Origin of the sequence: Kosakonia sp. PSU_27 (genome assembly GCF_039409795.1) — a bacterium.
Taxonomy (GTDB): Bacteria; Pseudomonadota; Gammaproteobacteria; order Enterobacterales; family Enterobacteriaceae; genus Kosakonia.
In genome coordinates this window covers 75,301-92,013 of the sequence record NZ_JBCIVK010000005.1, presented here as the reverse complement: position 1 = coordinate 92,013, position 16,713 = coordinate 75,301, and the positions used below count along the sequence as shown (strand labels likewise).

18 protein-coding genes are annotated in these 16,713 nt (G+C 56.0%); 8 read left to right on the top strand and 10 right to left on the bottom strand.

Annotated features, from left to right (window positions below; translation table 11 throughout):
* Window positions 1-17 precede the first annotated feature (17 nt).
* The 3 genes from chbC to AAIG26_RS13405 all read right to left on the bottom strand — a co-directional run bounded on the left by chbC (window position 18) and on the right by AAIG26_RS13405 (window position 2,784).
* A complete protein-coding gene (gene chbC, locus AAIG26_RS13415; protein WP_020455001.1) occupies window positions 18-1,376 on the bottom strand; it encodes a PTS N,N'-diacetylchitobiose transporter subunit IIC in 1,359 nt (452 codons plus the stop codon).
* 80 nt (window positions 1,377-1,456) lie between these two features.
* The gene (locus AAIG26_RS13410) at window positions 1,457-1,792 is read right to left on the bottom strand and encodes a PTS sugar transporter subunit IIB (RefSeq protein WP_071925221.1); all 336 of its coding nucleotides are present in this window, start codon (window positions 1,790-1,792) and stop codon (window positions 1,457-1,459) included.
* A 314-nt stretch (window positions 1,793-2,106) separates the two neighbouring features.
* The gene (locus tag AAIG26_RS13405; RefSeq protein ID WP_343180708.1) at window positions 2,107-2,784 is read right to left on the bottom strand and encodes a type 1 glutamine amidotransferase domain-containing protein; all 678 of its coding nucleotides are present in this window, start codon (window positions 2,782-2,784) and stop codon (window positions 2,107-2,109) included.
* A gap of 377 nt (window positions 2,785-3,161) precedes the next feature.
* Here AAIG26_RS13405 and AAIG26_RS13400 point away from each other — a divergent pair, with 377 nt between their 5' ends.
* Entirely contained in the window at window positions 3,162-3,419 is a 258-nt protein-coding gene (locus tag AAIG26_RS13400) for a YdgH/BhsA/McbA-like domain containing protein (protein ID WP_020454999.1), read from the top strand.
* A gap of 95 nt (window positions 3,420-3,514) precedes the next feature.
* Here the strand turns inward: AAIG26_RS13400 and AAIG26_RS13395 are convergent, their stop codons facing one another.
* From AAIG26_RS13395 to AAIG26_RS13385, 3 genes are all read right to left on the bottom strand, one after another.
* Complete coding sequence (locus AAIG26_RS13395; protein WP_045511094.1) at window positions 3,515-3,898, bottom strand: DoxX family protein; 384 nt, start codon at window positions 3,896-3,898, stop codon at window positions 3,515-3,517.
* A 112-nt stretch (window positions 3,899-4,010) separates the two neighbouring features.
* On the bottom strand, window positions 4,011-5,387 hold the full coding sequence (locus AAIG26_RS13390) for a heavy metal sensor histidine kinase (RefSeq protein ID WP_020454997.1): 1,377 nt from the start codon (window positions 5,385-5,387) through the stop codon (window positions 4,011-4,013).
* The gene (locus AAIG26_RS13385) at window positions 5,380-6,087 is read right to left on the bottom strand and encodes a heavy metal response regulator transcription factor (RefSeq protein WP_343180707.1); all 708 of its coding nucleotides are present in this window, start codon (window positions 6,085-6,087) and stop codon (window positions 5,380-5,382) included. The genes AAIG26_RS13390 and AAIG26_RS13385 overlap by 8 nt, the downstream gene beginning before the upstream one ends.
* 166 nt (window positions 6,088-6,253) lie before the next feature.
* Between AAIG26_RS13385 and AAIG26_RS13380 the strand changes: the two genes are divergently transcribed.
* On the top strand, window positions 6,254-6,865 hold the full coding sequence (locus tag AAIG26_RS13380) for a YceI family protein (RefSeq protein ID WP_343180706.1): 612 nt from the start codon (window positions 6,254-6,256) through the stop codon (window positions 6,863-6,865).
* Window positions 6,866-6,882: 17 nt separating this feature from the next.
* Here AAIG26_RS13380 and AAIG26_RS13375 read toward each other — a convergent pair whose 3' ends face one another.
* From AAIG26_RS13375 to AAIG26_RS13365, 3 genes are read right to left on the bottom strand one after another with little or no spacing between them, the layout of a single operon-like run.
* Window positions 6,883-7,671: a hypothetical protein gene (locus AAIG26_RS13375; RefSeq protein WP_343180704.1), complete on the bottom strand. Its 789-nt coding sequence runs from the start codon at window positions 7,669-7,671 to the stop codon at window positions 6,883-6,885.
* Complete coding sequence (locus AAIG26_RS13370; protein WP_343180703.1) at window positions 7,668-8,225, bottom strand: sigma-70 family RNA polymerase sigma factor; 558 nt, start codon at window positions 8,223-8,225, stop codon at window positions 7,668-7,670. The genes AAIG26_RS13375 and AAIG26_RS13370 overlap by 4 nt, the downstream gene beginning before the upstream one ends.
* Window positions 8,206-8,727 carry a tetratricopeptide repeat protein gene (locus AAIG26_RS13365; RefSeq protein WP_343180702.1) on the bottom strand — a complete coding sequence of 174 codons (522 nt, stop codon included), beginning with the start codon at window positions 8,725-8,727 and terminating at the stop codon, window positions 8,206-8,208. The genes AAIG26_RS13370 and AAIG26_RS13365 overlap by 20 nt, the downstream gene beginning before the upstream one ends.
* A 187-nt stretch (window positions 8,728-8,914) precedes the next feature.
* Between AAIG26_RS13365 and AAIG26_RS13360 the strand changes: the two genes are divergently transcribed.
* A complete protein-coding gene (locus AAIG26_RS13360; RefSeq protein WP_097407317.1) occupies window positions 8,915-10,579 on the top strand; it encodes a phospholipase D-like domain-containing protein in 1,665 nt (554 codons plus the stop codon).
* A 246-nt stretch (window positions 10,580-10,825) separates the two neighbouring features.
* On the opposite strand, the gene AAIG26_RS13355 is transcribed toward AAIG26_RS13360, so the two are convergent.
* The gene (locus tag AAIG26_RS13355; protein ID WP_343180700.1) at window positions 10,826-11,422 is read right to left on the bottom strand and encodes an NAD(P)H-dependent oxidoreductase; all 597 of its coding nucleotides are present in this window, start codon (window positions 11,420-11,422) and stop codon (window positions 10,826-10,828) included.
* A gap of 112 nt (window positions 11,423-11,534) precedes the next feature.
* Between AAIG26_RS13355 and AAIG26_RS13350 the strand changes: the two genes are divergently transcribed.
* The 5 genes from AAIG26_RS13350 to AAIG26_RS13330 all read left to right on the top strand — a co-directional run bounded on the left by AAIG26_RS13350 (window position 11,535) and on the right by AAIG26_RS13330 (window position 16,683).
* Window positions 11,535-12,131, top strand: a complete 597-nt coding sequence (locus AAIG26_RS13350) for a TetR/AcrR family transcriptional regulator (protein WP_343180699.1) — start codon at window positions 11,535-11,537, stop codon at window positions 12,129-12,131.
* Between the two features lie 60 nt (window positions 12,132-12,191).
* A complete protein-coding gene (locus AAIG26_RS13345; protein WP_343180698.1) occupies window positions 12,192-13,448 on the top strand; it encodes a nitrate- and nitrite sensing domain-containing protein in 1,257 nt (418 codons plus the stop codon).
* A 273-nt stretch (window positions 13,449-13,721) separates the two neighbouring features.
* The gene (locus AAIG26_RS13340) at window positions 13,722-14,981 is read left to right on the top strand and encodes a CmpA/NrtA family ABC transporter substrate-binding protein (protein ID WP_343180697.1); all 1,260 of its coding nucleotides are present in this window, start codon (window positions 13,722-13,724) and stop codon (window positions 14,979-14,981) included.
* Between the two features lie 10 nt (window positions 14,982-14,991).
* Entirely contained in the window at window positions 14,992-15,879 is an 888-nt protein-coding gene (gene ntrB / locus AAIG26_RS13335) for a nitrate ABC transporter permease (RefSeq protein WP_020454986.1), read from the top strand.
* Window positions 15,880-15,888: 9 nt separating this feature from the next.
* On the top strand, window positions 15,889-16,683 hold the full coding sequence (locus AAIG26_RS13330) for an ABC transporter ATP-binding protein (protein ID WP_343180696.1): 795 nt from the start codon (window positions 15,889-15,891) through the stop codon (window positions 16,681-16,683).
* The last annotated feature ends 30 nt before the right edge of the window (window positions 16,684-16,713 follow it).

Below are 16,713 nucleotides of genomic sequence, written 5' to 3'. Positions count from 1 at the left end.
GGACCCGCCGGGTTCGGTCAGAATTTCAGTGCATTAGCGATATCTTCTTCGCTCTCTTCCTGCTCAATGGCGTTCTGCGCTTTGTTGGCGACCATCACGAACGGCAGGTAAACCAGCGTCGCAATGCCTAAGTTGAACAGCGCGAGCAGCAGCGCGGCGATACTGCCGTTGGTGTTAAAGAATGCGCCCAGCCCGGTTGGCATTGTCCACGGTGCAATGTTGGTGATCGGTGGAATAAAGCCGGTGTAGTAGGCCAGCAGCGTAATGGCGGCAAGTATCGGCTGCACCAGAATGAAGGGGATAAACATCACCGGGTTCATGATGATCGGCAGGCCGAACAAAATCGGTTCGTTAATCTGGAACAGGCCGGAAGGCAGACCCAGCTTCGCCACCTGGCGGTAATCTGCGCGACGTGAAGCGAGGAAGATGGCGATAATCAGCCCCAGCGTTGCGCCGCTGCCGCCCAGGAAGATATAGGAGTCGAGCATCGGTTTCGCCCAGACATGGAACGTTTTACCCGCTGCCAGCGCCGCTTCAACCGAGCCATATTGTTGATAGACAGAAATATTTTCCAGCGCCCATGGTGTCATGATGCCGCTGTCCAGCGCGGTCAGCGCCAGCGAACCATGGATGCCGAAAAACCACAGCAGCGGCACAAACAGTACATATGCCCAGCCGACCACACTGCCCAGCGAAGCCAGCGGCGTGGAGATGGTGTCCATGATAATTTGATGGAAATTGGTGCCGTAGTGATTCAGCGCCCAGGCGATAATCCCCATAATCGACAGAATAATAAAACCGGGGATCAGCGCGGAGAACGAGCGCGCCACCGAAGCCGGCACACTGTCTGGCAAGGTGATCACCCAGTTGCGTCGCACAATAAAGGTGAACATTTCCGCCACGGCCAGGCCAATGATAATCCCGGAAATAATATTCGCCCCGCCTAACCAGTTGGCGCCAACGGCGTAAGATTCACCGACGCTATACGGCGTGACGGTCATAAACGCGGCAATCGATAACAACCCGGCGGCCAGCGCATCCACTTTGCGCTCTTCCGCCAGCGCCATGCCGATAAAGAAGGGGGCCATCAGCGACATAATGCCCAGCGTGCCGTTATAGACGTTGCCGCCGATGCCTTTAAAACTGTTCAGCGTTTCAATGGTCGAGGCATCCAGCCGAATGCCCAACGAATAAAAGAACGATCCTTCGCCAAAACTCAGGAACACGTTATTAATTAAGACAAACATCGCCCCGGCGAGGGTCAACGGCATTAAGCGGATAAAGCCGTTTTTAATGGCGTTAACATGTGGCTGTTTGCCGATTTTTACCGCAAAAGGCACCAGTATCTTTTCAAGTGAAGCAATGGCATTACTCATAGAAAAATACCCTTAAATACCGCAATGCAACATTGCGGTGAATGTGTGGGATCACTGTGTGATAAGCGAACGCAAAACGTTTAGTTGGCGGCGGCTTTTTTTATTGCCGCCACGGCGGCCTTCAGAACACCTAAACCATCGACTTTGCCGTACAGCGAGGCGTCGATCACTTCGACAGGCTTATTGGGAAGCAGACGCTGGATATCCGGTAACATCCAGGCGATTTGTGGACCTAATAAAACAACATCGGCCTGCGGGCCTTTTTCACTGGCGAGTGTCTCAGGAAATGCTTCAATAATGACCGGGACTTCATATTTTTCCGCCTGGGTGCGCATCTTCGACACCAGCAATGATGTCGACATGCCCGCAGAACAAAACAGGTAAATATGTTTCTTTTCCATAAAAACGACCCTCATTGTCCGATGATCCGCCAGCCGGACTCGTTTCTCTCTCTTCGTACTGGCGGTGCGCCTAACCAAAATGACTTTTTTCTTTGGTTGAAACAAGTATACGGGAGGGTTATCGGTGCGGGTATTTCATAAGGCTCCAAAATTGTCTCTGGTTGACCTGGTGCTTTGCGGGCCTTCACATTTTGGGCAATTTATCGTTAAAGAGGTGGGGCAGGCGGGGATAAGTACGGTTCAACTATTTCTGGATGGCACTGCGTAGCTGCGCAAAAAGGGGCTGCGAGGCGCCGCCATTACGCTGCGGGTAATGGCGGCAACACGCATTATCTCAGCATGGCGACTAACGCTTTCGCCACGGCTTCGGAACTGGCCGGGTTTTGCCCGGTGATAAGTTTCCCGTCTTCGACGACGAACGGTGCCCAGTTCGGCCCTTTGTCATACTTCGCGCCGAGCGATATCAATTCGTCCTCCACCAGAAACGGCACTACGTTGGTCAGCTCAACATCCGCTTCTTCGCCGTTAGTAAAGCCGGTCACTTTACGGCCTTTCACCAGCGGATCGCCGGCTGCGGTTTTCACATGGCGCAACACGCCCGGCGCGTGGCAGACAAAACTCACCGGTTTACCGGCACGTTCAAATACTTCAATCAGCGCAATCGAGGTGTCGGATTCCGCCAGATCCCACAGCGGCCCGTGGCCGCCGGGGTAAAAGAGAGCGTCAAAATCCCCGGCGCGTATGCTATCGAGTTTAACGGTGTTAGCCAGCGCCTGCTGGGCCGCCGGGTCGGCTTTAAAACGGTGGGTCAGCTCGGTCTGAAAATCCGGCAGATCGCTTTTCGGATCGAGCGGTGGCTGACCACCGGCGGGCGAGGCGAGCACAACCTCGGCGCCTGCGTCTTTGAATACGTAATAAGGGGCGGCGAACTCTTCAAGCCAGAAACCGGTTTTTTTACCGGTATTACCCAGTTCGCTGTGGGATGTCAGCACCATTACTATTTTCATGTTACCTCCGTCGTGATGCGTTATCAGCGGCATTACCATTGCCATACTGAATGAAATGTCGTTCAGTAAGCATAGCGATGAATATCGGCTTTACCGGGATTGTCGGAAAACTCCAGGCCTAAGCGTTACAGCATTCACACTTTATTACACGTCGCTACACCACAAATTATTTTCTTTAATTCGTTTCGCTGTGGGTGAATGTTTTATTATGCATTGCGGTCCATTTTTTCTTTTATTCAAAGAAATGTCTAATCCTGTAAATAACGCCAGTCTGACAAAGTTGTTATAAAACTGTCAGCCGCTGGTCAGCATGCGCTGCGTAATATCGCTTACGTTGAAACATGATTATTACCCCCTCTTTTATGCGGAGCTTTATTATGAAAACCATTATTAACACCGTGCTTGCTGCAACACTGTTTAGTGCTATCTCTTTCGGCGCGTTTGCCGCGCAACCAGTCACCGACGATAGTGGCCTGGTGCCGATGGGCACCATTTCAATTGCCAAAGCCGATACGGTTGCGGATCTCGAAGCGCAAGTTCAGCAAGCCGCTGAAAAAGATAATGCGAAATACTATAAAATCATCTCCGCCGGTGGCGATGAGTATATTTATGGTAATGCGATTCTGTATAAATAATCGCGTGCAATTACCCCCGATCTTTCATTCGCTAAAGACCGGGGGTAATTATTCAGACACTGAACAGGGCGCCATGCAAGGCGCCTTTTTGCTGGCTATGATTTTTGTGGTTCGCGCGCCAGCAGGTAGAAACAGAGCAGACCGGCGCAAATACTCATGTTTTTGGTGAATTGAATCACTTGTCCGGCTTGCTGGGGGCCACTTGCCGCCCAGAATTGATGGAACATAATACTGGTGAGAAAAATATAGAAGATCCACAACAGCGATATTTCTTTTACCCGATAACCAACAATAAATGCAATGCTGCCACCCAGCTCAATGGCAATGGCAAAAATAATCATCAGTCTGCCAATAAGCATATCGCCAAACGGCGTTTTTAACACGTTATCGGTGAAGTTGATTATTTTCCCGCTGCCGCTATATAAAAACAGCGGGGTGATTAAGATACGGGCAATGATAATAATCGTGTGGTTGTTCATGCGCGGTTCCTTGAAGAAGAAAAAACCAATGAGTGGGCATGAGCAGTATATTGGCGGAACCCTGACGGCCGAATGACACCACTCTGTCAAAGCTGTCAGGGAATAGCTGGCGCTATTTATTTAGCGCCAGCGTAAAGCCAAAGGTATTTTCGCCGTTCTGGCTGGTGGCAAAGACATCACCGCCATGCATTTGCGCCACCGCTTTGACAATCGACAGCCCAAGCCCGTGGTTGGTATCGCTTTGCGTTCTGGCGTGATCGGCGCGGTAAAAGCGCTCAAACAATCTTTCCAGATGGTGGCTTTCAATGGCATCGCCGTAATTTTTAACGCTCACCGTCGCATGCTGATCATTACGGCTCAACGTGACCGTGACCTGGCTATTTTCGTAGGCGTAGCGGGCGCTGTTTTCCAGCAAATTGGCGAGCGAGCGGGTAAATAAGCGCCTGTCGACGCAGATCGTCACATCACCTTCGATCAGTAATTGCAAATGGCGATCGGTGAATGAAGGTTCGGTATATTCGGCCGTTTTTAACGCCTCCTCGCGCAGCGACACTTCCGCAAGCTGCGCCGGATGTTTGCCGGTTTGCGCATGGGACAAGAACAGCATGTCGTTGACGATCGACGTCATGCGGTTTACCTCCTCAAGGTTTGATTCGAGGCAGGCTTCGAGTTCCTCATGGCTGCGTTTGCGCGAGAGGGCTAGCTGTGTCTGGCCGAGAATGCTCGAGAGCGGCGTTCTCAACTCGTGCGCCACATCGGCGTTAAAACTTTCCAGTTGTCGCCATGCAATTTGCTGGCGGGCGAGCACGCCGTTAAAGGCTTCCGCCAGACCCTGCAATTCCTGCGGGAGCGCAGTGGCGTCCAGCCGCTGGCCGTCAATCCCTGGCGCAAGTTCACGCGCCTGCTGGCTGAGGAGTTCCACCGGTTGCATTCCCTGGCGGGAGATAACAAAGCCTAAAAAAGTCACGAACAGCACGCCCATGGTGGTGATAAAAATCAGCACCTGGGTAAATTCATTCAGCGTGCCCATATACGGCGTAGAGTCGATAGAAACCACAAAATGCAGCGGCGTCACGCCATCGCGGTAGCGAATGGTTTTCGTCAGAATAAACAGCGGACACTGGTCGGTTTTTTCCCGGTTAATGCGGCTGAAGCCATCGGTAAGGGCGTTGAGATCGATCTCTTTTGGCGGCTCGCCACCCACTTGTAGCGCCGGATCGCTGCTTAAAATCCAGTAGTGAACGCGCCCGCCTTCCGAGTTACTCAGGCTCATCAGCTTGGTTTTGAGTTCATCGAGTTCATGGTGATTAAACTTGGAAACGATCAACGGCTCCACCAGCGAGTAACGGAACATCAACTCGTTATGCATCTGTTTATTCAGCGATTCGCGCAGCGATTCCCGCAGGCAAAGCGCATAGGCGAGGGCAATACATAAGGTGACCACCGCAAACGTCAGCGCCAGCTTGCGGGAAATAGAACGTTTAAACATACGCACTCATCTTGCCGGGATCTTCGTCGCGATACTCAAGGATGTAACCCATGCCGCGCACGGTGTGCAGCAGCTTCTCTTCAAACGGGGAGTCGATTTTGGCGCGTAAACGTTTGATCGCGACTTCGACAATATTGGCGTCGCTTTCAAAGTTCATATCCCAGACCTGCTCGGCAATCATCATTTTCGACAGCACTTCCCCCTGGTGCCTGGCGAGCAGACTTAGCAGGGCAAACTCCTTTTGCGTCAGGTCGATGCGCATACCGTTGCGGTACACTTTGCGCGCGAGCAGATCGAGCTGCAGGTTGTGGACCTGCAACTGTGAAATATCAAGCCCATCGGTCGGTCGGCGGCGCAGCAGCGCCTGAATGCGCGCCACCAGCTCAATCAGCGAAAACGGTTTGGTCAGGTAATCATCCGCGCCCAGTCGCAGCCCTTTAACCCGCTCATCAAGTGAACCGCGCGCGGAAAGCATCAGCACCGGCGTCTGTTTCAGTTTGCGCAGGCTGGTGATGACGGCATACCCGTCCATCGACGGCAGCATGACATCCAGGATAATGGCGTCGTAGTCCATCTCCGTTGCCAGGAATAATCCTTCGCGCCCGTCGGCGCAGACATCGACGTTGTAACCTTGCTCGCGAAGCGCGGTGTTGATGTAAGACGAAATTTTCTCTTCATCTTCGATTAAAAGGAGTTTCATGACCCAGGCCCTGATGATTACCTATAACTGACGTCAATAATATAAAGCGTTGCCGCTAACAATTGCCTGACCGTTAACTGACAATTTTGTAAGCAAAAGACGTTATAACGAATAAAATTCCCGCCTGGTGCGTTTACGGGATATCTGCAATCCGGAGAATCCATTTATGAAACGCATCATTCCAGCCATGATGATTGGCCTTTTAAGCGCGCCGGGAGCACAGGCGATGCCGCTCAGCTACCGTATCGCCACGCCGGCAACCACGGTTGCGCTCTCCTGGCACGCCTTTGGCGGCGTGTCACAGGCGCATCTTGACGGCGTAAGTGGCGACGTAACGCTGAATCCGGCGCAGGAGAGGGAGGATCGCATCAACGTGACGATCCCCGTTGCGACACTTATCGCCTCTAACAGCTTGCTGACTTACCAGTTGAAAAGCAGCCTGTTTTTTGATGCGGAGCACTACCCGACAATCGCCTTTAGCAGTAGCCGGGTGGTGGATTTAGGCGACGGGCATTTCCGGGTTTTTGGCTCCCTGGCGGTAAAAAATATCCGCCGCCCGGTGATCCTCGACGCCACGCTGCAAAAACAGCGCAGGGCGGATTCGGGACAACTATCACTCCATGCCACCACCGCGATCTCCCGTTCGGCATTTAACATGGATAAGTTCGCCATGCTGGTGGACGACACGGTAACGATAAATATTGAAATCCATGCGCAGGCCCAGGCCCAGGCCCAGGCCCAGGCTCAAGTCCAAGCTCAAGCTCGCCAGCCAGCGTAAACCGTAGCGGGCGCGATTTATGACAGCGCGGCGTGCAGCGCCTGCGCGTGTAGGGATAATTGCGGCGGTGGGTTTCGGCCTATCAGCACAAATTGATAGCCGCGTTGTTGCCACCAGACGAGGTGCATATCGTGGCGATTTTCAGGCGTTAAGGCGCGCGTTTGGGCATGTCGTTCAGGCGAAATACACAGCGCCATCGGGCCATATTCCGCATCCATCCACGCGATTTGCGCAATCGAGGTGCTGTCATAACGCAGCATGCGCACCATCTTCAGTTCTGCGCCGGTCAGGGCAAGTTGCGCCACCTTCATGTTTAAGCCAATATCCTGCGCTGTGCGCGCCAGCCCGCGTTGCAATGCCGTGGGCGAGCTGTCTGCATCCAGCAGCGTTTCCGTGCTATACAGCGACATATATTGCGCCTCAAGATCGCGGATTTTCTCGCTCTCATTACGCGCCAGCGCCAGTGGCCTTGCGAAATAGCCAAGCCCGCCGCCAATGACCAGAAAACTGAGCGACGCGGCAATCAGCGAACGGCGGCTGACGCCTGCGGATGAGCGGGGCGAATAAGCCAGCAGCTCGTTCAACCGCGCCTGCATGCGCGCTTCGGGAGCCTCATGAAGCAGCGGTGCGAAGGCCTCGGTGAAATCCGCACGATCCTGTTTTAGCGCCTCGGTACGGCTGGCGAGCTGTTCGTCTTGTGCAAGCTGGCTCTCAAATTGTTGCGCATCCGCTTCACTCATCTCGCCATCGAGCCAGGCGACAATCGCGTCATCCTTGTAGGGCGGTGTAAACATGCTGGGTTTCACGAGCGTTTCTCCTGGGGTTTTGGCGGCGTAGTGGCTTTTTTCGCCAGCGTCGCGCGTGCGCTCGCCAGCCGGCTCATGATCGTGCCGATAGGCACTGCGAGCGTGTCTGCCGCTTCCTGATAGGTAAACCCTTCGACATAAACCAGAAATACGGTATTGCGCTGCGCCTCCGGCAGCGCGCTGACGTGCTGCATAACTTTCGCGTAATGCCGCCGCGCGTCATCCTGAGCGTGGGTATCCGCCGCCAGCAGTTCATCACTCTCCACAAAACCTTGCCCCATCCGCACACGACGCGCGCGCAGATCGGAGATCCAGATCGAGTGCAGAATGGCGAACAGCCAGCTGTCTATGCGCGTGCCGGGGGTAAATTGCGCACTCTTTTCGAGTGCGCGAACGCAGGTCGACTGCACCAATTCTTCGGCAACCTCGCGGTTGCGCGACAGAACCAGCCCATAGCGCCACAGGCGTGTCAGATGTGCAGCAAGTTGCTGGCGAACGTCACTGGTGGTGATTTTGCGCTCCTCGCACCGGTCGTCAGGACTCAGGGTGACCATTAATCGCCGCCTGCAAATCGCGATACTCTTCGCATTGCACACCGCAAAGCGTGGCGATGGTTTTCAGTTGCTCTTTTGCCAGATCCGGGCGGCCTTTCACCAGCCACGCTTCACCGAGATATTCCCGCACTTTCGCATACTGCGGGTTGAGCGCCAGCGAACGCTGATAATAGCCAATGCCTTCATCGGTGCGACCCAGTTTGCGCGTGGCGTAACCCCGGTAGTTCCAGGCTTCGGCGGTATTGGCGTTTTTCAGCGTATCCAGCAGATTCAGCGCCGCCTGATACTCCCCTTTTTTCGCCAGATGATAAGCGTAATGGGTTTTATCGTCGTCGCTGAGGCGGCTGCTTTTTTCCGCCACACACTCTTTGAGCGTGCTGTCATAAACCTGCCCGCTCGGGCAGTCTGGCGTTTTACTGTTGGTATTATCGTCTCCGGCGGCGAAAACCTGCGCGGCAGGCAACAAAAATAGCGACAGCAACAGCGGGGCGAGCGTTTTCATTTTGAGTTCCTTCGGTAGCGTGAGTAGTGAGTTAACGCCGCAATGGCGATTTCTATTCGAAAAAAATCACGTTTCCCGCCAGGCGCTGCTGATGCTGGCGACATCACCGTTACGTCATACATCCGGTTTATAATTTGATACGGCATGTCGCGGGAGTGTGAGTCTCTGATTCGGCGGAGGGTAAACCATGCGTGTTAGCGGGCAGCAAGGTGAGTTAACGGCGTTAGCGGTGGCGGGCAGCTATGTGGTGTTGCTGGGCTGGGATATGCCCGAGCAGCATATCCTCGCCGGTAATATTCTCGGTTTCGCCATTCAGCGCACGCGAAAAAGCGACGGGGAGGTTATCTGGCTAAACGGTATGAAAACCTTCGCCAGCGTCGAGCCGACGCCCGCGCCGGGCGTGCCGGTCTCCTCGTTCAGACACCCTTTCCAGACCTTTCAATGGTCTGATTACAGCGTTGCGCCCAACGCGGAATATCGCTACGAAATTGTCGCCATGCGCGGGCCTGCCGGGGCGTTAACGCCGGGCGATGCGGTGCAACTGACGGTACTAACCGAGCCGGTGGATAACGGCGAGCACGCGATTTTCTTCAACCGTGGAGCGATTGCCTCACAGGAGTATGCCCGGCGCTTTCATAATGCCAGCCCGGCGGAGATTGGCGATGCGGCCTGGAAGTGGTTGTCGCGCGGCCTGCTGGAAGGGCTGGAGCGGTTTATCGGCCAGGCTGATAAAGGTGATGAGCTGCACGGTGCCATTTTTGAATTCAAAAACAGCCGCATCTATGACGCGTTAAAAAGCGCTGCCGCGCGCGGCGTGACCGTGAGCGTGATTTACGACGGCGACTCGCAGCGTGAGTCCAATGAAAAACATCTGGCGCACAGCGGCATCGAGGCGCTGACGCACCCGCGCATCCACTCCGGTCGCTATATGCATAACAAGTTCTTTGTCTTGCGGCGCCAGGGTGTGTCGCAGCAGGTCTGGACCGGCTCCACTAATCTCAGCGAAAACGGCATTTTCGGTCACTCGAATAATGCGCACATCGTTCGCGATCCTCGCGTGGCGGAGCAGTACGAAACCTACTGGCAACTGCTGTTGCAGGATTTAACCCGCGCGCCAACGGCGAAAAAAGTCGAAACGATCACCGCCGCGCCGCCGGTTCCGTGGCGCGATGAAGTGAGTACCGTCTTTTCGCCGCGCACCTCACTCACCGCACTGGAGTGGTACGCTCAACTGGCTGCGGGCGCGCAACGCGCGTTGTTCGGCACTTTCGCTTTCGGCATGAACAAACTGTTTGTCCCCGCCTGGGATCGCACCGACGAGGTGTTACGCTTCGCCTTGCTGGAGAAAAAAGGTTCCGGCAGTCAGTACAAGCAACAAGCGGCGGAAATCGACCGTATCCGCAAACATCCAAATGTTACCATCGCCGTTGGGCAGAACCTGGTGCTGAACGCCTTTGACCGTTGGCTGAAAGAGATCGAAAGCCCGGTAGAAGAGACGCACGTCACGTACATTCACACCAAATATTTGTTGATCGACCCGCTTGGCCCGGAGCCGATTGTGATTGTCGGTTCGGCGAATTTTTCCGCCGCATCCACCGACACCAATGATGAAAACATGCTGGTGATCAAGGGCAACGCTGCCGTGGCCGATGTTTATCTTGGTGAGTTTATGCGTCTGTTCACCCACTATGCGTTTCGTGAATCGGTGGCGCGCTCGCAACAACGCATCGTTGCAGGCGCGGTGTCGCCAAAATACCTGTACGAAACCACGCAGTGGATTGATGCCGCTTCCGGGTATTTTGTCGCCGGTAGCGACCGCGCCCTGCGTCGCCGCTACTTTTCCGGTCAGTAAGCGGCGGCAAAATGGCGGTGGCAGCAAATAATTGCCGGTGGCGATAGTTTCGCCACAGGCTCTTTTTTCCGCCTTTGTTCGGCACGATAAAAAGAGAAATAACCGCTAATAACGCGTACCGGCATGGCTATTTTGCTTAAGGTCGATAAAAAGCAATGTAACGCAGTGCTGGTTCTTTGGTGCGTGGATAACGGTGCCCTTTTAAACCCGCCTGGATGGCGGGTTTAAAAGGGTAAAGTGTAAGTTTTACTGCTGGTGAGTAAATATCCGCTCGCCAATTTTTTGCGCCTCGCGTAATAACGCTTCCGGTGTGCCGAAATCAGGCAGCATCAGCGTGGCATTGGTGAGCACAGGCGCGCCGCAATAATCAAAAATGCCGTGGGCGATCTGCGTCTTCCAGGATTGTGCATAGCCATGCTTTTCAAAGGTTTTCATGTCTGCGCCGCCCAAGGCGATAAGGTGGACAGGTAAATGCCCAAGTTTGCCGGAGACCTTGCCGTTTGCGCCCTCTTCATAGGCCCAGCCGTTGGAAAACACCCGGTCAATCCAGCCTTTTAACTGGCCGGGCATGGTCCACCAGTAAATGGGGAACACCAGCACCAGCGCATCGGCTTTCCCAATGCGCGCCTGCTCGGCAAGCACATCGGCGGGCAGCGGCGCGCCTTCGGCAAAGGCGGTGTAATCTGCCGCATTAAACACCGGGTTAAAGCCTTCTTGCGTCAGATCGGCAAATTCTGCGCTATTTTCCCCGTTTTTATCCGTTATCCCCTGTGCAACAGCTTTTGCCACGCTGTGGGTTAACGAGCTTGCTAAAGGGTGCGAAACCACGATTAACGCATGCATCTGAACCTCCTGGATTGCCATCCGCTGTTAACGGACGTAGTCTTATATACGAACAGTAACCTACCATTAGTAAGTTACTTTTAGTATATAAGCCTGTCAAGGGAGAAACATCATGGCGGAAACGCGTGTGCGTCAGCGCTTGTCGCGGGAAGATCGCTATTCGCAGCTTGTGGAGGTCGCGTGGCACATTATTCGCCAAGAGGGCACCGAAGCGCTGACGCTCGGCCATCTGGCGGAGCTAGCCGGTGTCACAAAGCCCGTGGTGTACGATCATTTCACCAGCCGTTCCGGGCTGCTGGCGGCGCTCTATCGCGAATATGATCAACGCCAGAACCGCAAAATGGATGATGCGCTGGCAAAGACCGCGCCGGAACTTGCCGCGCGCGCGTCGGTTATCGCCACCGCTTATATTGAGTGCGTGCTGTTTCAGGGCCGCGAAATGCCAAGTTTACTGGCGGCGCTCGCCGGTACGCCGGAGCTGGAAACTATCCGCCGCGAATACGCCGTCGATTTCATCGGCAAGTGCCGCACCCTGTTTGCGCCATTTTGCGGTGAACCGCTGCGCGATGCGCCGCTGTGGGCCATGCTGGGTGCCGCCGAAGGGCTCGCCTGGGCGGCGGTGCAGGGGGCGATTAGCGAGTCGCAGGCGAAAGAGGAACTTTGTGCGGTCATCATCGCCATGGTTCGGGCGACGCTGCCGCGCGGCTAAAGCCGTTCTACCTGGCGCGCGCCTTGCATCAGGGAAGCAGGACTTCCCTGGAGCATACGCATGATAGCCAATTCATCGACCACCATCCGTTTCCTGCTCGCCTCGCGCCAGTGTGAGCTCAACAGCCTGCGTTATCTGCTGCAAAGCGGCGAGCTGGTGGGCAAGATCAGCCAGCTTGTGCACATGCTGCAACGCGAGCGCGGAACCTCCAATATGTTCCTCTGCGCAAGCAAGGGGCAATTTGCTGATGAGTTGATCCTGCGCGAACAAGAGGTGGCGCAGGCACAAGCACCGCTGATGGCGCAACTCGACACGCTGGAGCAGCAGATTGCCGCGTTGCCGCAGGCCAGCCGTCTGTTCAGCCACGTCGCCAGCGTCGTGTACGCCCTGAGTTTGCTGCCTGCGTTACGCCAGCAAATCCGCCAGCGCACGCTGCGTTTACCGCAGGCGATGAGCTTCTTTAACGACATCATTCGCCATCTGTTGTCGCTGGTGTTTGAGCTGTCTGACACCGCCGCCGAACCGGCCATCTCCAGGCATTTAATCGCCATGTTCAGCTTTATGCAGGGTAAAGAGTACGCAGGCCAGGAGCGGGCGACCGGCGCGGCGGCCTTTGCCGCTGGTACATTCAGTGAAGAGACGCAGCAGAAATTGCTCAGCCTGATTGAACGCCAGGAGCGCTGTTTCACCACCTTCGCCGATTTCGCCGACGATGAACACCGCCTGCGCTGGCAGCAGATGGCGACCGACAGCCAGTTTGAACGGCTGCGGCGCATTGCCTGCACCGGGCGTGAGCTTTACGAAGCCGACAGTTGCCTGCGCTGGTTTGCCCTTGCCACCCAGCGCATTGACGAGATGAAAACGCTGGAAGATGCGCTGGCGCAAACGCTGATGGCGCACTGCCGGGCACGCATTGCCGCCACCGAGCAGGCCAATAATGAGCAACTCGCCGATATCGAAAGCCTGATGCCCGCATACGAGAACGAAGAGAGCAGTTACTCAGTCTTTAGCGACGCCCACGGCTGGCTGGAGAGCGGCGGCGTTCGCCCGCAGCTTGGCCGTTCACTGCTGATGCTGGTGCAGCAACAATCGCGGCGCTTGCAGGCGCTGGACACAGAACTGGCGGCACTGCGCGAAACGCTCAACGAGCGCAAGCAGATTGAGCGCGCGAAGAGCATGTTGATGCAGCACCGGCAAATCAGCGAAGAAGAGGCCTACAAAACCCTGCGGCGTATGGCGATGAACCAGAACAAAAAGCTGATTGAAATCGCCAGCGCCATGCTGGCGGTGGCCGATGTTTTTCAGGATAACCCTTAAGGAGTAGCTGCACATTGCCAGTGCGAAAAGTGCCCTTCCGCAGTGCGCCGCGCTGGGTTGTTAGCGGCAATGTGCCGCGAAATCCGCCGCTTTCAATTCTGGCACAGCCTTTGCTTTAACCTTCCAGGACAGAAAAAATCACAACGCGCACCCGGCCAACGGCGGTCGGTTTAGCGTTAAGCGGACAACGGCGTCCATAAGCGTGCAGCTTTGCACAGGCTTATGGACGCCGTTTTTTTTGCATCCCACAACGGTGAGCAGCGCGAGGGTGGCATGAGTGATAACAACACGAAAGGTATGACGGTTTCCCGCCGTCAGTTTTTACTGGGCAGTGCGGCGCTCGGCGGCAGTCTGCTGGTGCCGGGCGTCATCAACCGCGCCTGGGCCGCCGGTTCTGACGCACCGGAGCTTAAAGAGATCCGCGTGGGCTTTATTCCGCTCACCGACTGCGCCTCGGTGGTGATGGCGGCGGTGAAAGGCTTCGACAAAAAATATGGCATCACCATTTTGCCGAGCAAAGAAGCCAACTGGGCGTCGGTGCGCGACAAACTTCTTTCTGGTGAATTGAACGCCTCGCACATTCTCTACGGCCAGCTTTACGGTCTGCAAATGGGGCTTTCCGCGCCGCAAACCAACATGGCGGCGCTGATGACCCTCAACCAGAACGGGCAGGGGATCACGCTCGCTAATGCGCTGCACGAGGCGGGTGTCACCGATTTGCCCGCGCTGGCAAAGCATCTCGCCGCCAGTCCCGCAGGCACGTACACCTTTGCCCAGACCTTTCCGACCGGCACCCACGCCATGTGGCTCAACTACTGGCTGGCGAGCGCGGGTATTAACCCGCTCAACGACATCCGCAGCGTGGTGGTGCCACCGCCGCAAATGGTGATGAACATGAAAATTGGCAACATGGTCGGCTACTGCGTTGGCGAACCCTGGAACCAGCGCGCGATCGGCGATGGCATCGGTTTTACCGCCGCGACCAGCCAGGATATCTGGCCGGATCACCCGGAAAAAGTGCTCGGTACGCGCGCCGATTGGGTTGAGAAGAACCCCAACAGCGCCCGCGCGCTGACCGCCGCGATCCTGGAAGCCTCACGCTGGATTGACGCCTCGGACGATAACCGCCGCGAAACGGCGAAGGTGATTGCCGGGCGCGCTTATCTCAACACGAAAGAAGAGACCATCGTTGGCCGCATGCTCGGCCAGTACGACAACGGCATTGGCAAAAGCTGGAAAGATCAGCACGCGATGCGCTTCTTCCACGATGGCTCGGTCAACTACCCGTGGCTCTCCGATGGCATGTGGTTCCTCACCCAGCACAAGCGCTGGGGGCTGCTCACAGACGATCCGGACTACCTCGCCATCGCCCGCCAGGTGAACCGCATTGATATCTACAAACAGGCCGCCGCCAGCGTGGGCAATGTTTCGCTGCCGGACAGCGATATGCGCAGCAGCGTGTTGATGGATGGCGTTCGCTGGGACGGCAGTAACCCTGCCGCCTACGCCAACGGCTTTAGCGTAAAAAAATGAGAGGTCGCTGATGAAAAACCAGGCGCAAGTTATCCCGATCCCGCTGGACGAAGCGGCGAAAATTCCCCAGCAGGCAGAGATCGTTACGCTGCCCGCCAAAGTGCGCGTACGTCGCCGCCCGTCATTGTTTCGCCCGCTGATGCAGCGCGTGGTGCCTGCGCTGCTCGGCATCGGCCTACTGCTCTGCCTGTGGCAGGTGGCGGCGCTGAACAGCAAAAACTTCCCCACGCCGTGGCAAACGTGGCTGGCGGCGCTGGAGATTTTCGCCGATCCGTTTTATGTCGCCGGACCGAACGATCAGGGCATTGGCTGGAATGTGCTGGCCTCATTAGAGCGCGTGGCGACCGGTTTTGGCCTTGCCGCACTGGTCGGTATTCCCACCGGTTTTTTGATTGGCCGCTTTCGTTTTGTCGCCAGCATGCTCAACCCGCTCATCTCCCTGTTGCGCCCGGTCAGCCCACTGGCCTGGCTGCCAATAGGTTTGCTGCTGTTCCAGCGTGCGGAACCGGCCTCAAGCTGGACGATTTTCATCTGCTCCATCTGGCCGATGATCCTCAACACCGCCGAAGGCGTGCGGCAGATCCCGCAGGATTACCTGAATGTCGCGCGGGTTCTGAAACTTTCTGAGTTCGCCATCATGCGCAAAATCCTGCTGCCCGCCGCGCTGCCGGGCATCCTCACCGGCATGCGGTTATCGATTGGCATCGCCTGGCTGGTGATTGTGGCGGCAGAAATGCTGACCGGCGGTATCGGCATCGGTTTCTGGATCTGGAACGAGTGGAACAACCTGAATGTGGAACACATCATCATCGCCATTGTGGTGATTGGCGTGGTCGGCCTGCTGCTCGAACAGGCGCTGATGTGGATTGCTAACCGTTTTAACTACACCAACCGCTAGGGGGCTCTGATGCGTACCAATCCGATTATCCAGGTTCAGCAGGTGAGCCAGCGTTTTAATACCAGCAGCGGCGAGTTTCTGGCGCTTGATAACGTTAGCTTTGACATTCACCCCGGCGAAACCCTCAGCCTGATTGGTCACTCCGGCTGCGGCAAATCCACACTGCTGAATTTGATTGCCGGGCTGACGCTGCCCACCAGCGGCGGCCTGCTGTGCAACAACCGCGAAATCGACGGCCCGGGGCCGGAGCGCGGCGTGGTGTTTCAGAACCATTCGCTACTGCCGTGGCTGACGGCGTACGACAACGTCGGGCTGGCGGTGCGCCAGGTGTTTCGCGGCGAAATGAGCAAAGTGGAGATGCATGAATGGATCATGCACAACCTGGATCTGGTGCATATGTCCCACGCGTGGAATAAGCGCCCGCACGAGATCTCCGGCGGCATGAAGCAGCGTGTCGGCATTGCCCGCGCGCTGGCGATGAAACCGAGCGTCCTGCTGATGGATGAGCCTTTCGGCGCGCTCGACGCCTTAACCCGCGCCCATTTACAGGATGCGGTGATGGAGATCCAACAGCGACTGCACACCACCATTGTGCTGATCACCCACGACGTGGATGAAGCGGTGCTGCTCTCTGACCGCGTGTTGATGATGACCAACGGCCCGGCGGCGAGCATTGGCGAAATCATGGCGGTGGAGCTGGAGCGCCCGCGCTCGCGCGTTTCGCTGGCCGAGGACGCGCAGTATCAGCGCTATCGCCAGCAAGTGCTGCATTTCCTGTATGAGAAACAGCCCAAAGCGGCCTGACCTCTCTTTCTCTTGCGCATTAAGGATCCA